The 17,120-nt window shown below is 70.7% G+C and carries 13 protein-coding genes; 2 read left to right on the top strand and 11 right to left on the bottom strand.

Annotated elements, in window-relative coordinates:
• Nucleotides 1-80: 80 nt before the first annotated feature.
• The 3 genes from ACFWY5_RS18015 to ACFWY5_RS18005 form a co-directional block, all read right to left on the bottom strand.
• The gene (locus ACFWY5_RS18015; protein WP_379610949.1) at nucleotides 81-1,118 is read right to left on the bottom strand and encodes an FAD-dependent monooxygenase; all 1,038 of its coding nucleotides are present in this window, start codon (nucleotides 1,116-1,118) and stop codon (nucleotides 81-83) included.
• A complete protein-coding gene (locus ACFWY5_RS18010) occupies nucleotides 1,115-1,732 on the bottom strand; it encodes a TetR/AcrR family transcriptional regulator (RefSeq protein ID WP_379610947.1) in 618 nt (205 codons plus the stop codon). Before ACFWY5_RS18010 ends, ACFWY5_RS18015 begins: the two co-directional genes overlap by 4 nt.
• Before the next feature lie 114 nt (nucleotides 1,733-1,846).
• Nucleotides 1,847-2,215, bottom strand: coding sequence for a winged helix-turn-helix transcriptional regulator (locus ACFWY5_RS18005; RefSeq protein ID WP_379633062.1), 369 nt, complete (start codon nucleotides 2,213-2,215; stop codon nucleotides 1,847-1,849).
• Between the two features lie 128 nt (nucleotides 2,216-2,343).
• Between ACFWY5_RS18005 and ACFWY5_RS18000 the strand changes: the two genes are divergently transcribed.
• Both ACFWY5_RS18000 and ACFWY5_RS17995 read left to right on the top strand, forming a co-directional pair.
• Nucleotides 2,344-3,273 carry an SMP-30/gluconolactonase/LRE family protein gene (locus ACFWY5_RS18000; RefSeq protein ID WP_379610944.1) on the top strand — a complete coding sequence of 310 codons (930 nt, stop codon included), beginning with the start codon at nucleotides 2,344-2,346 and terminating at the stop codon, nucleotides 3,271-3,273.
• Nucleotides 3,274-3,475: 202 nt separating this feature from the next.
• Nucleotides 3,476-3,880, top strand: coding sequence for a hypothetical protein (locus tag ACFWY5_RS17995; RefSeq protein WP_379610943.1), 405 nt, complete (start codon nucleotides 3,476-3,478; stop codon nucleotides 3,878-3,880).
• 66 nt (nucleotides 3,881-3,946) lie between these two features.
• Here the strand turns inward: ACFWY5_RS17995 and ACFWY5_RS17990 are convergent, their stop codons facing one another.
• The 8 genes from ACFWY5_RS17990 to ACFWY5_RS17955 all read right to left on the bottom strand — a co-directional run bounded on the left by ACFWY5_RS17990 (nucleotide 3,947) and on the right by ACFWY5_RS17955 (nucleotide 16,857).
• On the bottom strand, nucleotides 3,947-6,052 hold the full coding sequence (locus ACFWY5_RS17990) for a hypothetical protein (protein ID WP_379633060.1): 2,106 nt from the start codon (nucleotides 6,050-6,052) through the stop codon (nucleotides 3,947-3,949).
• Complete coding sequence (locus ACFWY5_RS17985) at nucleotides 6,052-8,277, bottom strand: hypothetical protein (protein ID WP_379633058.1); 2,226 nt, start codon at nucleotides 8,275-8,277, stop codon at nucleotides 6,052-6,054. The genes ACFWY5_RS17990 and ACFWY5_RS17985 overlap by 1 nt, the downstream gene beginning before the upstream one ends.
• A gap of 4 nt (nucleotides 8,278-8,281) precedes the next feature.
• Nucleotides 8,282-9,442 (bottom strand): hypothetical protein, encoded by a 1,161-nt coding sequence (locus tag ACFWY5_RS17980; protein ID WP_379610940.1) that lies wholly within the window; start codon nucleotides 9,440-9,442, stop codon nucleotides 8,282-8,284.
• A 4-nt stretch (nucleotides 9,443-9,446) separates the two neighbouring features.
• Nucleotides 9,447-11,969, bottom strand: coding sequence for a hypothetical protein (locus tag ACFWY5_RS17975; RefSeq protein ID WP_379633056.1), 2,523 nt, complete (start codon nucleotides 11,967-11,969; stop codon nucleotides 9,447-9,449).
• A gap of 3 nt (nucleotides 11,970-11,972) precedes the next feature.
• On the bottom strand, nucleotides 11,973-13,556 hold the full coding sequence (locus tag ACFWY5_RS17970; RefSeq protein WP_379610938.1) for an Hsp70 family protein: 1,584 nt from the start codon (nucleotides 13,554-13,556) through the stop codon (nucleotides 11,973-11,975).
• Nucleotides 13,557-14,054, bottom strand: a complete 498-nt coding sequence (gene grpE / locus ACFWY5_RS17965; RefSeq protein WP_379610937.1) for a nucleotide exchange factor GrpE — start codon at nucleotides 14,052-14,054, stop codon at nucleotides 13,557-13,559.
• Between the two features lie 9 nt (nucleotides 14,055-14,063).
• Nucleotides 14,064-14,750: a hypothetical protein gene (locus tag ACFWY5_RS17960; RefSeq protein WP_379633054.1), complete on the bottom strand. Its 687-nt coding sequence runs from the start codon at nucleotides 14,748-14,750 to the stop codon at nucleotides 14,064-14,066.
• A gap of 208 nt (nucleotides 14,751-14,958) precedes the next feature.
• The gene (locus tag ACFWY5_RS17955) at nucleotides 14,959-16,857 is read right to left on the bottom strand and encodes a hypothetical protein (RefSeq protein WP_379633052.1); all 1,899 of its coding nucleotides are present in this window, start codon (nucleotides 16,855-16,857) and stop codon (nucleotides 14,959-14,961) included.
• Between the last annotated feature and the right edge of the window lie 263 nt (nucleotides 16,858-17,120).

Here is a 17,120-nt window from a genome sequence, read left to right as displayed (position 1 = left end):
TGAATTGCCGACAGCGGGCGCGGGATGCCGCGTATGGTCGACGGCGGCAACGAGCGTCACGGTGATCTTGGTTTGGGGCCTCATGCGGCTGGGACGAACTCCTCGGCCGTCGCGCGCCCTTCTGCCTGTACGCGCACGGCCACCGGCTTGACCGTCCGCTCGTACCGGGCCAGCGCCGCCTCCAGGTCGCCGCCCGCCCGTAGCTCGCCGGCCAGGGCGTGGGCGGCGGCCAGCGCCATTCCCGCGCCCTGCCCGGTGAGCAGGGACATCGCCTGGCAGGCGTCGCCCACCAGCGTCACCCTGCCCCGGCTCCAGGCCGGCAGGTCGATCTGGGCCACGCGGTCGTAGTACGGCCGCGCCGGGCAGTTGTCCAGGAGCCGTGGCACGAGCCAGCCGCGCCCGCCGTACACCTTGCGCAGTTCGGCACGCGGGTCGGCGGGCAGGGGTGCGCCCGGCGCGGTGCGGTGCGTGAACAGGGTCGCGACCCGCCCGTCGTGCGCGGGATAGGCGCCGACCTGCTGACCGGGCGCCTCCAGCATGTGCAGGTCGTTGCCCAGGGCGCGGGCGGTCTCGGGGTCGTCGAAGACGTAGGCGGCGGTGTGGAAGCCCAGGTCGAGCAGAGTGTGCCCGGCCGCGCCGAAGGTCAGCGTCCTGATCCGCGAGTGGATGCCGTCCGCGCCGACGAGCAGGTCGGCGCGCTCCACGCCGCCGTCGCTCAATGTCACGGCGAGACCGTCGCCAACGTCGTGGTAGGAGTGCACGGTACGGCCGAAGCGGACCCGGGTCTGCATCGACCGGTACAGAACGTCTTCCAGCTCGCCCCGCATCATCGACAGAATCCGGTCGGCGCCGGGCCGGTCGTCGATGTACCGACCGGTCACGGTCCCCTCGTCGTCGTGGTGGACGAGCTCCGACAGGGTGAAGGCCCGCGCGCGCAGTTCGGGCAGCAGCCCCATGCTCTCGGCGGCGTCGAACCCGGGCCCCTGGCAGTCGAGCATGTACCCGGCTCCGTGGGGCGCCGGAGCACGCTCGACGACGACCACCTCGTGCCCGTCGCGCTCCAGCAGCCCGGCCAGGGCCAGCCCGGCGATGCCCGCGCCACAGATCAGGACTCTCATCGGTTCCCTTCCTCGTCTTCCGTGCACAGCAGAGCGACCGTGGCGTCCACCGCGTCCAGGTGCCTGCCGCGTACGCCGTCCGGGTCCACGAGAATCGCCCACATCAGCCCGTCCATGACCGCCATGATCAACTGGGCCAGCGCCTCGTGGTCCTGGCCTGGACGCAGCCGTCCGCACTCCTCGGCCAGCCGCAACGCCACGAGCAGGAGGCCCCGCGACTCCCTGGTCACTTCCGCGATGGCCGCGGCGAAGTCGGGGCGGGCCGCCGCCTGCGCGTAGAAGGCGGCCCAGACCAGGGCCTCACCACGACGGGCCGCGTCCAGCGGAAGGACCGCGAGGATCACCGTGCGCAGCATCTCGGGGAAGCGCCGGCCGTCCGTGGTCAGGGGGAGGTGGCGCAGCCGTTCACCGGAGGCCTCGATCACCTCGGCGAGCGCGAATCGCAGCATCTCGTCCTTGCTGGTGAAGTGGCGCTGGATGGCGCCCACGGAGCATCGGGCCTCGGCCGCCACGGTCCGCACGCTGACCGCCTCCATGCCCTCCCTCTCGATGACCCGCAGGAGGGCCGCCGCGATGTGGCGGCGCCGTTCCCCGTGATCGACCTTCTTGGGCACTGGTGTCGCTCCGCTGTTGAATACACTCGTATCGGTACGACCGTATTCTAACTCGGGCGGTCCCGCCACCCGTGCCGGCAGCGCGCGGAGATCGACATGCAGGGAATCGGGTCCCTAGCCGGGCACCTCGCTTTCCTGGGCATCCAGTACGGCGTCGCCGTTCTGTTCGGCCCAGCGGCACAGTGCGTCGACCGGTTCCAGTGCCGATTTCCCCAGGTCGGTGAGCGTGTACTCGACCCTCGGCGGCGCCTCGGCGAACGCCTCGCGGCGCACCAGCCCGTGGTGCTGGAGCCTGCGCAGGGTCTGGGTGAGCATTTTCGTGCTGACGCCGCCGATGAGGGCCTTGAGCTCGCCATGGCGGCGCGGGCCGTTGCCGAGGGCGTAGACGACCACGACCGACCATTTGTCGCTGAGGATCTCGACGGCGAGCCGGGCCGGGCAGTCGGCCAGGAAGACGTCACCCGGCCGGTCAAAGGTACTCATGGTGCGTAAGGTACCGAAAGGTACCTATCGGATCTTTAACGTGGGTCGGGCGAGCCACGGCATCGCCGCGACTCATCACATGTACAACAGCGCTCGAGAGAGCGTGCGCGAAACCAGGAAGGCAGCACATGATGCGATCGATCAGGGTCCTGGGTGCGCTTCTCGCCACACTCCCACTGGTCATCACCGTCGGCGGCCCCGCCGGAGCGACGACGAAATATCCAACCTCCCTATCCCTGCCCGACGGCTTCCGGCCCGAAGGCATCGCCATCGGTCCCGGACCGTACGCGTTCATCGGCTCCATGGCCGACGGCTCCATTTACCGCGCAGACCTGCGCACCGGACACGGAAAGATCATTAGCCGAGGTTCCGGCAGGCCGGCCCTCGGGATGAAGACCGACGAGCACGGACGGTTGTTCGTCGCCGGCGGCACGGCCGGCGACGCCCGCGTCATCGACACCCGGACCGGCCGGGTGCTGGCCTCCTACCGGCTGGCCACGGGCCCGGCGTTCGTCAACGACGTCGTCCTCACCCGGGACGCCGCGTGGTTCACCGACTCCACCAACCCGGTGCTCTACAAGCTGCCGCTGCGCGGCGAACAACTCCCCGCGGACGCGGAACGGATCCGGCTCACCGGAGATCTGAAGTACGGCAAGGGCTTCAACGCCAACGGCATCACCGAGACACCGGACGGCCGGGGCCTGCTCGTGGTCCAGTCGAACACCGGCGGGCTGTTCCGCGTCCACCCGTCCGGCAAGACCCGCCGGGTGAACCTGCACGGCCAGTCCCTGCCCGACGGGGACGGCCTGCTGCTGCGCGGCCGGACCCTGTACGCGGTGGAGAACGGGGTCACGAACAAGCGCAGCCGCCTGACCACACTGCGCGTGAACGCGGCGGGCACCGACGGCCGCGTCGTGCGCCGGGTGGGCAGTCCGCGATTCGACATCCCGACGACCGTGGCCGCGTTCAGGTCCCGGCTGTACCTCCCCAACGCCCGCTTCACGACAAAGCCGACGCCGGCCACGCCCTACGACGCCGTGGCCATCACCCGCCCCTGACCTGCCGCACGCGCAGCAACAAGCCGGAGAATTCCGGAATCGCGCCCCCTGAAACAGGTCAGGCACATTCCGTGTTTTTACAAACCCGCTGAGTGTTGTGATCTTTGTCATGCTCGCGAGCATTCACAACCAGTAAATCTCATCGTTAGATGGACGGGCGATATCCCTTTACTCACTGCCGAGCCAGAAGATTGGAGAATCCATGTTCAACGCTGTTCGCATGGCCGCCGCAGTCGCGGTCAGCGCCGTCGGGCTCATCGCCGCCGGCAGCCCGGTTCAGGCCGGAACCGCGGCCGCGCAGTACGTGGCGACCATCAACACGGGCGGGGAGAGCTTCCGCGTGCGCCTCGTCGACGCCAACGACGTCGATGCGGCGTACCGCAACATGTCCGGCCAAGGAAATCGTCAGCACATCAATGGAAAAATTCTGCCGGGGACCGACGTCAATGTCGGGTGGAGCTGGCACCTGGATCCCGGTGACCTGGAGTTCGTCGACATATCGATGGAACTTTGCGACGGCAAACCGTCCGATGTGGAAAACGGCACGCTGTCCGGCGACCGCTTCTGTCCCTGGGGCACGCAAGTAGTCGACATTCAGCCGCTTTAGCCCGCTAAATAGCCGTCGCAGGCCGCTGTTGGAGACGGCGGTCTGCGCGGCCACGACGCGCGATGTCTACTTCGCCAGGGTGGCGGTGGCTTCCGACGTCGTCAGGTCGGCGGTGCGGTACCAGCGGTAGTCGAGTCCGTCCGAGTCGCGCTCCAGCACGATCCATCCGATGCGGACGCAGGTGTTCTTCGGGTCGTCGGTGATGTTCTCGCGCACCACGATCTGGCCGGTCACGCCCCGGTCGGGTTCGCGGGTGAGGGTGCCGGAGCAGCCGAGTCTGAGGTAGGTGATGGTGCCCGCCCGGCTTCCGGGCAGCGCGCCCCTGGTGAGGGTGAGCCGCACCCGATACCGCCCAGAACCCTGGTGGACGGTACCGCTCCACCGTCCCGCCATCGCCTTGGTGATCGGGGTCGGTGTACCCGTCTCGCCGGCCGACGTGCTGCCCAGCCGTACCGGCCTGCTGCTCGGAAGCCACTGCGCCAGGAGCTGGAGGCTGAAGACGATCACCATCAGCATCGAGGCGACGATCGTGGCGACGGCGAGGGCGCGGCGGAAGACGAGGTAGCTGAGGGGCGGCCGGCCCTCCTGGCGCGGTCTGACGTCCCAGGGACGGCGGGCGTCCCCCGTGGTCAGCTCCTGGGCGGAGGCGTCACCGAGGTCGGCGCTGAGCCGCAGACCGGTCAGCCAGCCGAGCATCTCGGCGATCCGGCCCGGCTCCGGCGGCAGCCCCGAGGACAGGTAGCGGACCTGGGCGCCCTGGTGGTCGAGTTCACGGACCAGGTTGCCGAGCCCCATGAGCGTGAGCCACTTCCGCACCTCTTCGACCCCACGGCCGGAGGTGGTCTGCTTCAGCAGGTCGGCCTTGGTGAGGACGACCGCGACCCGGCGCTGCTTGCCGCCGTCGGCGCGGCCGGCCAGTTCGTTGCGCAGCCGGTTGAAGGTGTCGGCCGGGTCTTCTCTCGACAACATGACGCCCTTGGCGGTGAGCGCCTGACGTTCGCTCTCCAGAAGGTGGTCCTGGACCTCCGGCAGCGCGAACGGATCGATGATCAGAATGAGCGCCTCGCCGTGCGAGAGGTAGCGCATTTCCTCGATCTTGCTGGCGCCGGTGTAGTGCTCGCCCGAGGGGTCGAACAGGTAGAGAATGCGCTTGCCGCCCGTCCTTCCGGGCAGGGCCACGTCCAGCATCACCGCCTTGGGCAGATCGGGCAGGGTCTTGCTGACCCGGCCCGAAGCCAGCTCCCTCCGCAGGTTTCTGAAGGCCTGCTCGTCGCTCTTCTGGGCGAACAGCACGCTGCCTCCGGCGGTGTTCACCGCGCTGTGCATGGCGTCCACGGCCAGCGCCATGAACGTCGTCTTGCCCGCGTCCGGCCCTCCGGCGAAGGGCAGCGGCTCGATCCTGACCCGGCCGACCCTGGTGGGCAGCTGCCGGTCACACATCGGGCAGAACGCCTGGAGGCGGTAGCGGCCGAGCAGGATGGTCGTCGGCAGGCGGGTCCCGCACCGGCACACGTGCCGGGCGGCGCCGTTGGTGTCGGGCGTCAGCCGCGCGTGCCGTGCCCCGCAGGTGGAGCAGGCGTACACCGGCAGGGTGAACCGCGCGTAGCAGCCCGGATAGGGGCAGGTCTGCAGGATGCGGCGGACCACCATGAAGACCTGCTCCAGAGCGCGCAGGACCGCCACGCAGGCCAGCCAGCCCAGAAGGCCGAGCACGATCGCCACGAGGTACATCGCGACGACGAACAGGGCGATCAGCCCGGCGGGCACGAAGGCCGCCACGATCCCGGCGACGACGCCGATCCAGAGCGGGAACAGGAACCAGGCCTGCTCCCCGCCGACCAGTACGCGGGTGGCGGCGTTCACCGCCTTCTCGGCCCGCGCGACGACCCGTGGCGTGGTCCCGCGCACGATCACCCGCCAGTCCTTCCACACCTGGCCGACCAGATAGTGCCGGTACGCGGGGTCGCGACCGGGCCTGCCGTCGGGCAGCGTCACCGGCGAGGGACCGCCGGCATGGTCGGGGAAGAGGGTGGCGTGCACGTGCATCAGATGGATGCCGACGGCGGTCACCGTACCGGCCAGCAGGACGACCGGGAAGATCATGACCGCCACGAAGACGGCCAGCATGACGGCCGCCAGCCAGAAGGCGGCCAGGAAGAGGAATCCCCACATCAGGGACCTACCCAGGGGAGGAGCCTGCGGCGGCGCGGCTCGACGAGGCGCTGCACCCCCGCCCACAGTTCGCGATCGGCTTTGAACCGGCTCTCCAGCGGCCCGAGGGAGCGGCTGTTGACCAGCGCTCGCGCCCACTCCTCCAGGACGCCGATCACCAGCTTGTGCCGGTGCAGGCGGATGGCCATCTCCAGCAGGGCGGCCTGTTCCTCGCGCCCGGCCTTGGGGTTGAGCCAGATGTCGAGCAGCCAGTGCCTGGCCCGGTCGGAGCCGCGCCGCAGCACCTCGATCCGGAGCTCGGTCGAGCACCTCGCCAGCTCCTTGGCGGCCCGCTTCAGCACCTGCTCCCGCAGCGGCGCGTAAACGGACAGCTCGCCGAGCCGTTCGACGTCGTCGAGCAGGCGGGCGAGGGGCCTTTCCGCGGCCATCCCCACGGCCAGCAGCACCGCGCGGGCGTCGTCGGCGGTGCTGCCGCGCAGCCCGGCCCGCGCGGTCAGGGCGGCGACCTCCCTGACGTCCTTGTCCTTCAGCCCGGCGTGTACGAAGAAGCGTCCGGGCAGCTCGGCCAGCGTGTAGAAGTCCTCCAGCCGCGTGCCCAGGGTCTGCAGCAGCCGGTGCAGTTCGGCGGCGGTGGGCTCGGCCCGCCAGATCGCGGCCAGCGACGCCTCCCGCTCCGCCGACTGCCCGTCACCGGCCAGGGACAGGATCCGCACGCTCGCCTCGGCCCGGTCCAGCTCGCCCGCGCTCACCTGCCAGGCCAGCACGGCCGCCGCGAGCGATGGGGCCGCGCTCAGATCCCGGCCCGCCAGATCCCGGCAGAACTCCGGCGTCAGCGCCGCCTCACGCGTATGGCGAGGAGCCGCCTCCAGCCCCGCGAGCAGCCCGGCGAAGACCGCTTCGTACCAGGCGATCGGCACGCGTTCCAGCAGCGCCTGCCCGTCGTGTACCCCCATCCGGGCCAGCCCGGCGACCGCCACCTCCACCTCCGCGCCGGGCAGGGACAACGCGCACTCCCTGGCCACCCGCAGCACACCGACCACGTGCGCGAGGTCGCGCGAGGCCCTCAGCTCGGCCCGCGCCACCTCGCTCACCCGATGGCGGAACGCCTCGGTCAGCGGGCCCGGCGGCGGCAGCCCCGGCTCGCGCAACGCCAGGACGGCGCAGCGGGCCGCGCACGGAGCCGCCGCCTCCGCGGGCCCGTGGGACGCGACCGTCCGGGCGAGCGGGTGATCGAGCAGATCGGCCCGCTGACCCAGCAACGGCCACACCCACTCGGGAAGGCCGTTCGCGGCCAGTGCGGCCACCGCCGCCTGCTCCTCGGCCGACAGGGTGGCGCCCGCCAGGCAGAGCGCGACCACGGCCGCCGCCGTTTCCGGATCGGCCGGGCCGAAGTCCGCGAGCTCGTCGATCCCGCCGAAGTCGGCGGCGCGCCACAACTCGCGCATCGTCGTGGAGAAGCGGCCGGCCTCGATCGGCTCGGGCGGCCCGGTCAGCTTGAGCACGGTGGCGTCCAGGTCCGCGGGGATCCACACGTCCGGCGTGGTGCCGATGATGAGCTGGGCGTTGGCGGCCGGATCGCCGCTGTAGGTGACGAACGACAGGCGCAGCACCGTCTCCCAGGGCAGCGAGTAGGAGATCACCGCGATCCATCGGACGATCTCGCCGGCGTCGGGGTGTACCAGGACGATCCGGCCGTGGCCGGTGGCGAGGCTGCGCCGTACCAGCTCCAGAAGGACGCCGAGCCACTCGTAGGCGAACCCGCCGTGCTCGCTCAGCCACTCCCCCAGCGACTCGGGGTCCAGCGCCGTGCCCGGTAGCAGGTCGTCCAGGTGGGGCAGCTCGGCGCCCGATGGCGCGGGCCGCCCGTCCCACAGGGGAGCCTGCCAGAACTCGACGGGCCGCACCCCCACCAGCTCGACCTCGTCGGCCACGACGGCCTGGCCGAGGAAGTTGCCGTAGCGGCCCGAGTAGTCCTGCCCGAGGTAGGCGCAGCGGGTCAGGGTGAGGTGGTCGCCGGCCGGGCCGTAGGACATGGCGATGGGCATGGCCGCGATCTCCTCGCCGGTGGGCGCGGTCGGGGTGGTGGGCGGAGGGCGATAGGTGAAGTACGGGGTGACCTGCGCGTCGAGCTCGGGAGGGAAACCCGGGCTGCGGGCGACGATCTGGAACCCGGCCCGTCCTGACGGCCCGTTCTCTGCCGAGGTGTAGTGGAGTTGCCAGGCCATGGGGCTACCTCCGGACGCCGTTGAGCATTTTGAAGCGGTACAACAGCCACAGCAACGGGTCCTCGACCCGGTACGGCCGGATGCCGCTGCGGGCGACGGCCTCGCCCTCCGGCACGGAGCCGAGTGCCGACAGGCCGAACAACGCGTAGGTGGTGTAGTGCTGCTCCAGGTAGCGGTCGATCATTCCGGCCTCCCACTGGTGCAGCAACGATCGGACCTGCTCGTCGACCGCGTCCCTGTCGTCCAGGTCGAGGGCGCCGATCGGCTCGCGGGCGCGGTGGAGGGCCGACTGGTGTTCCATGGACTCCCGCAGTTCGTCGATCTTGCTGAGGGCGACCGCCGCCGGGATCGTCAGCTTTCCGCTCTTGCCGCGCAGCAGCTCCGTCACCCGAGCCACCACGTCCATCTGGTCGCTCATCAGGTCGCTCGCGAGCGTGCCCGAGCGCGCCCTGGCCGCGCCGGTGAGCGCGGCGTGGGCGCCCGGCAGCTCCAGGGGATCGAGCAGGAAGATGACGGCGTCGGCGGCGCTGAGATAGCGCAGGTGCAACTCGCTCATCTCGCGCTGGCGCAGGTCCTCGCCCGCGGTGTCGAACAACACCAAGGTCAGTGATACCGTACGCCGCCGCATCCGCCCCACCGTGCGGGTGAACAGGTAGACCAGCGGGTCACGCGGGCTGGCCGACGCGGACTGGGTGCTGAGCAGCAGTTTCCGCTCACCGTACAGGGGACCGGCGAAGTCCTGTTTGTAGCGCTCGATCGTGCGGTCGTCGCAGGGCACGATCGAGGAGTGCAGTTCCTCCCCCACCCTGTTCATCAGCTCGTGGACGAGCACGGCGATGTAGGTGCTCTTGCCCGCGTGCTTGGCGCCTACCAACGCGACGATCTTGCCCGGGTTCGCACAGTATTCCGCCGGCAGCCGGTTGTGGCAGGACGGGCAGACCCGCCAGGCCGACTCGCGGGAACAGGTGGGGCAGGTGGCGCGCCGGCCCGCGCGCTTGGCGCTGAAGACCGGCGGCAGCGCGGGGGCGCCGGTGCCGCCGCGGAACGCGCCGAGCACCGTGTCGGGCTGGGGCGCGCACCCTTTGGCCCGCCCGCTGGCGCCCAGGCAACGGAAGGCGATGCGGCCGGGGGCCACCTTGGTGAAGCAGTAGGGGCACGTGATCACGGACTCATCCCGCCTTCAGAACACGGACGGGCGGATCGACGAGCTCGACCGGCCCTTCGGCGAAACAACGCAGCCAGTACGGCCGGCGCTGTCGTGGGCAGGCCACCGTCAGCAGTGCCGGGGTGGTGACGGCCGCCCATTCCCCGATCACCCGCCCCTCGGCGGCGGAGGCGGGCTGGATCCGCCCCGCCTTGATGACCAGCACGAGCCGGTCCAGCAGCGCCGGGACGTCGGAGGTCACCTCGACCTGGAGCTCCCGCCGCCACGGCCAGCCCTGCCTGCGCAGGTCGTAGCGGACCGGCGGAGCCGAGGCGAGTGGCGCCGGCACCGCGGAGCCGTGCACGCGCGTCCCCTTCACGACGGTCGTCGGCACGAGCTCGATGGCGGGCGTCTCCTGTTCGGGTATGTCCAGCCGGATGCCGCCCTGGCTGCGGTAGGCCGCGGCGCTCACCAGCAACCGGCGTGAACTCCAGCGCACCTCGATCTCCGGGACGTCCGCCGGCCACTCCAGCCCGATGAGCACCGCCGTCCCGCGGCGGACGGCGCTCACCCGCTGGGGCGCGCCCAGGTTGACGTGCTCGCGGCAGGCTCCGACGACGGCGCGGTCACCCGCGACGGTGACGGCCAGCAGAAACTGCGAGCCGTCCCCGGGGCGCACCACGTACCCGCCACGCACGGGCCGGGCGGGCAGCACCCTGCCCGCCGCCCGGATCTCCTCCAGGCTCACCTCTGTCTCGTACGGCCAGCGCGGCTCGGCCGCCAGCGACAGGAACTCCACCACCCCGGCCGCCGGCTCCGCGCAGCGGATCAGCACCTCGCCCGGGGCGCCGGGCGCGGATTCGAGCGTGAAGCTCGCGACCGGCTCGGGGCGGGCCACCGGGACGACCGAGCGGCGCACGCCGGGCGTGGTGACCTGCCTGGGCCCGTCCTGGTAGACGGCGGCGATCACGTACTCATACGTCGCGCCGTCGCGCAGCCCGCGCTCGCGGAAGCCCGAGCCCTCGGCCTGAACCGGCCTGCCGTCGCGGGTGACGACCACGCGCACGGCCTCGGCCGGGGACCGCCAACTGCCGGTGACGACGCCGTCGGAGCCGGACAGGCGCACCTCGTCCGGCTCCGGGCGAACGGCCAGCGGACGCGCCGCCACGGGAGTGGAGGCGGCCTGCCCGCGCCTGGCCACGACCGCGTACGTCACCGGCTTGTTCACCGGCGGGTTCTCGTCACGGGCGCTGGCCCGTCCGGTCTCGGCGCAGGTCATGCCGTCGCGCAGCACCTCGTACACGATCTCCCCCGCGCGGGACGCGGACGGCTGCCAGGTGATCACCACGGCCCGTTCGCTGACGGCCGCCCGCACGTCGCCGGGAGGATGCGGGGCGAGCCCGGCGAGCATGGCCGTCGCCCCGGCCAGGTCGGGCACCCGGTCGAGAGCTTGCTCCAGCATGATCCAGGCCTGATCCGGATCGTGCTCGGCACGGGCGGCGTCCCGGAGGCGGATCGCGTTGGCCAGCCGGGCACGCACGTCCGTGGCCAGCTCGGCCGCCTCGTCGGCCAGCGCCTCCGCAGGCAGCGCCTCGGCGAACTCGGCGGCCGCCTGGATCTGGCCCGCCTCGACCAGCTCGCGCAGCCTGCTCCCCGGCCCGCCCAGGACACCGCTCTCCTGGCGGATGGCGAAGATCAGCGCTTTGGCGTCTCCCTCGTCCAGCCTGAGCTCGCCGGTGGCGTACCGCATGAGCGTGTCGTCGTAGGGATGCTCGCGTACGCGCTCGCGCAGCCGCGTGATCACGTCGAAGCGCACCAGGTCCGCCGCGCCGGTGGCGTGACGCAGCGCGGTCAGCACGGTTTCCGCGCTCACCGTCCACGGCCCGCGCGTCCGGGAGTGCGCCTCCTGCTCCAGGCGCTCGACCCTGCTCATGACCTCCGGCATCGGGCCCAGCACCTTGATGGCGGCGGCCCCTTCGCCGAAGACGTACGCGGCCAGGTTCGGCTGGTTCATCGTGTCGAGCGCCTCGCGCACCTTGGCGTAGGCGGCGTACGGCGCGGCCTGCGGCAGCTGATCCGGCTCGCGGATCTCGATGCCCAGCTCCCCGGCCTGACCCCTGGCCTGCTCCTCGCCGAGCCCGACGGACCTGGCGATCCCGGCCACCACGTCAGGAGGCAGCAGGCGCAGCTTTCCCGCGGCGTCGTCCAGGCGCCGCCGCAGGTCGCTCAGGCGCTTTCCGGCCCGCTCAGCCGACTGCTTGATCTCCGCCCGCAACGGGCCGAGATCGCCCTCCGCCGCCGCCTGGAAGATCGCGCTGAACTTGCTGCCGTGCTCGGCCTCCAGGGCGTCGATCAGCTTGCGGTACTTCAGCTGCCCGCGTGAGCGCCGCCAGCACTGCCGCACCTGCCGTACGGTCGCGGTGACCTCGGCGGCGCTCATGGACTCGTTCAGCTGGTAGCGCTCGCGCAGGTCGGGCGGGGGCACGCCGCCCGACAGGCGGGCGGGTTCGAGCACCTGCCGGAGATAGCCGCTCTCTTCGAAGGGCATGGGTCAGCTCACGTTGATCTCGGCCAGGGAGTCGCGGGAGGCGGCGGCCTCCTCCTCGGACATGCCGCCGATCTGGATGTCCAGGTCGAGCTGCTGGCCGCGTTCGTTCTCCCGGGCGGTGACGTGGAGGAGCCCGGAGGTGTCCAGGGAGAAGGTCACCTCGATGGGGAAGCCGGCCGGCTTGCCGGGCGGGATGCGCAGGTCGCCCGCGCCGATCTCGTTGTTGTCCTCGACGTTCCTGGACTCGCTGCTGCCCGCCTGCTCCATCACCTGGATGGCCACGGTGTCCTGGTTGTCGTCGAGGGTGGCGAAACCCTTGGTCACCGCGGCGGGCAGGGAGTCGTTGGCGTGGACGAGGTGGGCGACGTAGTCCTGGCGGTTGTGCGGGTTCGTGGTGATGATGCCGAAGGAGCGCGAGGCCACCGTCTTGATCGTGCGGTCCTTGATCTGCTGCTGCTGGGTGGTGGACAGGCCCGCCCCCAGGGCCATGGCCTCCGCCTCGGCCTCCCGCCCCGAGCTGATCAGCCGCCGGTAGGTCTCCTCGAAGGCGTACAGCGCCGCGCCTTTGGCGACGGCGAGGTCCGGGTCCTTCGGCTTGGCCTCCATCCCGAGTTCCTTCTGGATGGTCTCGGCGACCACGGGCATCCTGGAGGAGCCGCCGACCAGAACCACGTGGTCGAAGGAGGCCGCCCCCTTGTCCCGCGCGGTCGCGATGGTGCGGTGGGTGATGGAGACGGTGCGGTCGAGCAGGTGCCGGGTCAGCGCCTCGAACGACTCACGGGTCAGCTCCACGGTGGTCACGCGGCCTTCGTGCATGACGCGTGCGGTGTGCTTGAGCTTGCTGGAGAGCGTCTTCTTCAGATCCTCCGCGATCTTGCGCAGGTCCTGCTCCGTGGTGTCGCTCTCCAGCGGATCGCTCACGTCCTGGTGTTCCTGGCGGAACCGCTCGGCCAGGTACTCCACCAGGACGTCGTCCCAGTCCGCCCCGCCGAGGCTGTGGTCGCCGTCCGTGCAGACCACCTCGATGTTGCCGGCGCGCAGGGTGATGACGGTGGTGTCGAAGGTGCCGCCGCCGAGGTCGTAGACGAGGATGTGGCAGTCCTCGGAAGGGTTGAGCACGCCGTAGGTGATCGCGGCGGCGATCGGCTCGGAGATGATGTCGATGACGTTGAGCCCGGCGATCTTCCCGGCCTTGCGCGTGGCGTCGCGCTCGGCCGCGCCGAAGTAGGCGGGCACGGTGATGACGACGTCCGAGACCGCCTGACCGACGTCCGCCGCCACGTCCTCGGCCAGCTTGCGCAGCACGAACGCCGAGATCTCCTCGGGGCTGTAGTCGCGGCCGTGCATCGGCCGGGGGACGGCCTGCCCCATGTCACGCTTGATCCGGCTGACCACCAGCTTGGGCTCGATGACGGCGCTGTCCTTGGCGGCCTGCCCCACCACGATGTTGTTCGGGGTCTCGAAGTAGACCACGGAGGGCGTGGTGTCCGCTCCGTCCTGGTTGCGGTACACCTCGGCCCGTCCGGCCTCGTTGATGCCCGCGATGCACGAGTAGGTGGTGCCGAGATCGATTCCGTAAACCGCCATCTACCTGTCCTCCTCCTGGAGCGGCGCCCTGCCGAGCACCACGTCGGCCTTGCGAACAATGCGCCCGTCCTGCTCGAAACCGGCCGCCGCCACCGCCACCACCAGGCCGTCCGGGCCGTCGGCCACGCCGATCGGGCGATGCCTTTCCCTGTCGTACGGCTGGCCGGCCTCGACCTCCATCAACTCGACTCCCGTACGGGCCAGTACCTCGGCCACTTCCGCGGCGATGGCCGCCATCAGCGCGCCGAGGTGACCGTCAGCCTGCGGATCGGCGCGCAGCCTCGCGACTTCGCGGCTCACCTGGTCGTGCAGGCGGAAAAGGCCCCTGCGGATCGGCACCAGCGCCTCCTGGAGCAGGCCGTGGCGGAGCCGCTGGTTGTCCTCCTGCAGCCGGTCGATGATCTCTTCGCGGTGGGCGGCGCGGTCGTGCTCGCGCTTGATCTCCTCAGTGAGAGCGGCCAGCGCGGCCGCCACGTCCGAGGTGTTCTCCTGATCCATGGAAGCTCCTCAAGGGGGAGGCGGGGTCTTCCGAATGAGTTTCTGGCCGGTGGCCGCCGCGAGCGCCTTGCCGTACAGCAGGCTCAGGGCGCCGGCGCCGTCGAATCCCTCGGAAACGACGGAGGCCCGTTGCGCATGCGAGAATTCGGCCGGCCGATAATCGGGCGCCTCGTCGGGAATGGCCAAATAGACGCGGTCATAATGTTGAAGCAAAGGCACGAGGTCGGAATCCTGGTCGGCGACCTCGCCATCGGTGACCGCGACCAGAATCCGCCGCTCGCATTTCGCGCGGGCACGGCGATGGCCGCGATCGAGGGCCTTGATCGCGGGCGCCAGGAAAGTGGCGTCGTTCTGTTCGACGCCGGCATTGGATTCGGCCGCTCCGGCCAGGTCCGCGGCGCGGGTGGGGGGCAGGGTGAGCGCCGCCGTACTGGCGAACTTGGCCGTCGTCAGCAGGTCGTCGGGGCGCATCTCACGCGTCATGAACGGCCGCAGCAGCGCCAGCGCCTCGTCCCTGGTCTCGATGTTGTCGTTCATCGAGGTGGAGAAGTCGCCGGCCACGTCCAGGCAGACGATGCCCGGCGTCTGCCTGGCGCCGGCCAGGGCGGCCTCGGCCAGCGTTTCCTGGCGGCTGTTCACGTACCAGATCGCTCCGGCGGCGGCGAGTGCCAGGAGCAGGACGGCGGCGATCGCCACGCCGGCCAGGCGGCCTGAGCCGCCCGGCCGGCCCGGAAGGGACCCGGTGGAATTACCCGGCAGCCTAGGGCGATCCATCCCCATCGCCTCCTTTGGAACGTGCCAAGGATCAGTAGAATATGCCAGTTATTCGCATTGGCAACCACGGTTACCGGAATGAGATCCATATACGCCACGGGGCGTTTATCGCGCTATATTTTGCCCGGATTTATCGTGATATAGGTGGATGATCCAGGCCGCCAGTCTGCAGCACGTCGACCATGAACTCGGCGGCGTTCCTGGCGGCGATCGGCTGCCACGTGTCGTCCTTGTCCATCCCCCAGTCCGCGATGGCCTTCACGACGATCCAGTCGACCTTGTCCTTGGCCGCCGCCGCGTAGACCCCCAGCCCTTCCATCTCGCCGCCGATCGCCTCCGGCTCGGCCTCGATCATGCGCTGGCGCTCGGTGGGCGAGTCCAGCAGGACATTGCCCGACAGCAGCGGACCGAAGTGCACCGCCGGCCCCTCCTGCGTCAGGCGGGCGTTCTGGCACCTGTCCAGCAACGTCACCGACGGCGTGACCCGATCGCCACGCAGGCGCTCGACCGGCCGGCCCAGCGCCGGCTCGGCGATCTTCTTGTGATCCATGACCCGCAGCTGGGTGCAGACCAGGATGTCGCCGAGCTTCTGCTTCTTCGTCACCAGGCCGTAGCAGATGCCGGTGAGAAGCAGGTAGTCCGGGTCGAGCTGGTCGATGAGGGACTGCGCGGTGAGCGTCGCGGCGCCGGGCTCCGTCGAACCGGGCCGGGTCTGCGCGAGCAGCACCTGGGCGCCGCTCACCACCCCCAGCTCGAACGCGGTGTGCCAGCGCAGGTCACGGCGCCGCGGCGCCTCACCCGTGACCTGGCCGATCGCCTCCAGCACGGCCTGTCTCTCCACCGGAGTGGCCACCATGATGAGAACTGTCGTCGTGCCCAGCACAGGATTCATCCTCTCCACGAATCGCGCCATCCTTTCCTTGTGCGCCGCGGCCATCCGCACGGCCGTGACCAGCAGGATCAGCGGGACCATCCACGCGGCGATCGTGGTCAGCCAGCCCACCGTCCACGCCTGCGCCGTGACCGGGATCAGGTCCGCGGGGTTGCCGCCGATCAGCCGCCAGGCCAGCCATCGCACCGCCTCCGGGTAGCCGGCCGGCCGGCCCGCGCAGTCCGTCCCGCACGCGTCCCGCTCCGCGTCCGCCACCAGCACCGCCTCGGCCAGCACGATCACGACGAGCCCCATCAGATACAGGCCGAGAAACGACCCCGACTCGAACGGCTTGGCCAGCCTGATGGCCGGTCGCGACCCGGTGGCCATGAACCGCACACCGGTGCCGCCGGGCCCCGCGGCGTCCACGCTCGCCTTGACCACCTCGTCTCGCGCCGCGGCGCTCGTCGCGCCAACCGGCAGGCACAACAGCAGTTCGTTGACCTCCACCGTGCGCGTCCGCGCCGCCACGTCCTCCGTGGCGTGCACCACCTGAGCCCTGACCAGGTCCCGCAGCCGCTCCTTGGCACGCTCCAGCAAGATCGGCGCCTCGTCGGCGTCCGCGCAGTGGAACAGCGGCATGGACCAGTGCAGGAAGCGCAGATCCCCCGCCGCCCGCCACTCCCGCTCCCGGCGCAGCGGAAGCCCGGCCGCCCACCGGACGAAGATCGTGACGACCATCGCGGTCATCAGCACGCACACGTGCAGCATCGCCAGCAGGGCCGCCAGAAGGGCCGCCCACAACGCCACCGGGGACCACTGACGCAGCGCCACCAGTAGCAAGGCCAGTCCCAGGAGAGCCGCCGGGGGAACCATCATCGTCAGCAGTTCCCAGTACCGATCGGCCATCCTGCTCAGGCCCGCCGGACGGCCCCGGGTGCGGGAGCCGTACGGGGGCTCCAGGAGGGCGAAGGCCTCAGGCCCCCGCCACACCAGCCGCCCGTCCAGCGCCGCCGCGTAGAGAATCAGCGAGAGCGGCGCGCGCTCCCTGAGCATGCCGTATATGCCCCTGGGCCGCAGCCCGGCCGCGGCCTGCCGTCCCAGCTCCGAACGCCGGACCGCCACCGCCACACGCCTGGCGGCCCGCAGCGGCAGCACCCGCGAATGTGCTGTCCACGAGGCCGGCATCAGGGTGCCGCCGGCAGTCGTAAGTGTTGCCCCATGAGGTCACGCCCCTCTCAGGAGGCTTCCCACCGTAACAAAAGGTCATCGTGACCTGAAGGGGTAAGTCATTTTTTGGTCAGACTGACCCAAACATGAGGCCGACTCGTCAGACGACCGGCCTGATTCCGAAGGTTGTTCACCATTGATTGATTGGGCGCCTGGCTCTGAACCCGATCAAACTCCCCCGTGCTACATCG

Origin of the sequence: Nonomuraea sp. NPDC059007 (assembly GCF_042740555.1) — a bacterium.
GTDB lineage: Bacteria > Actinomycetota > Actinomycetes > Streptosporangiales > Streptosporangiaceae > Nonomuraea.
Note: the sequence above shows the minus strand (reverse complement) of the source record. Positions and strands in the feature narration are given on the sequence as shown.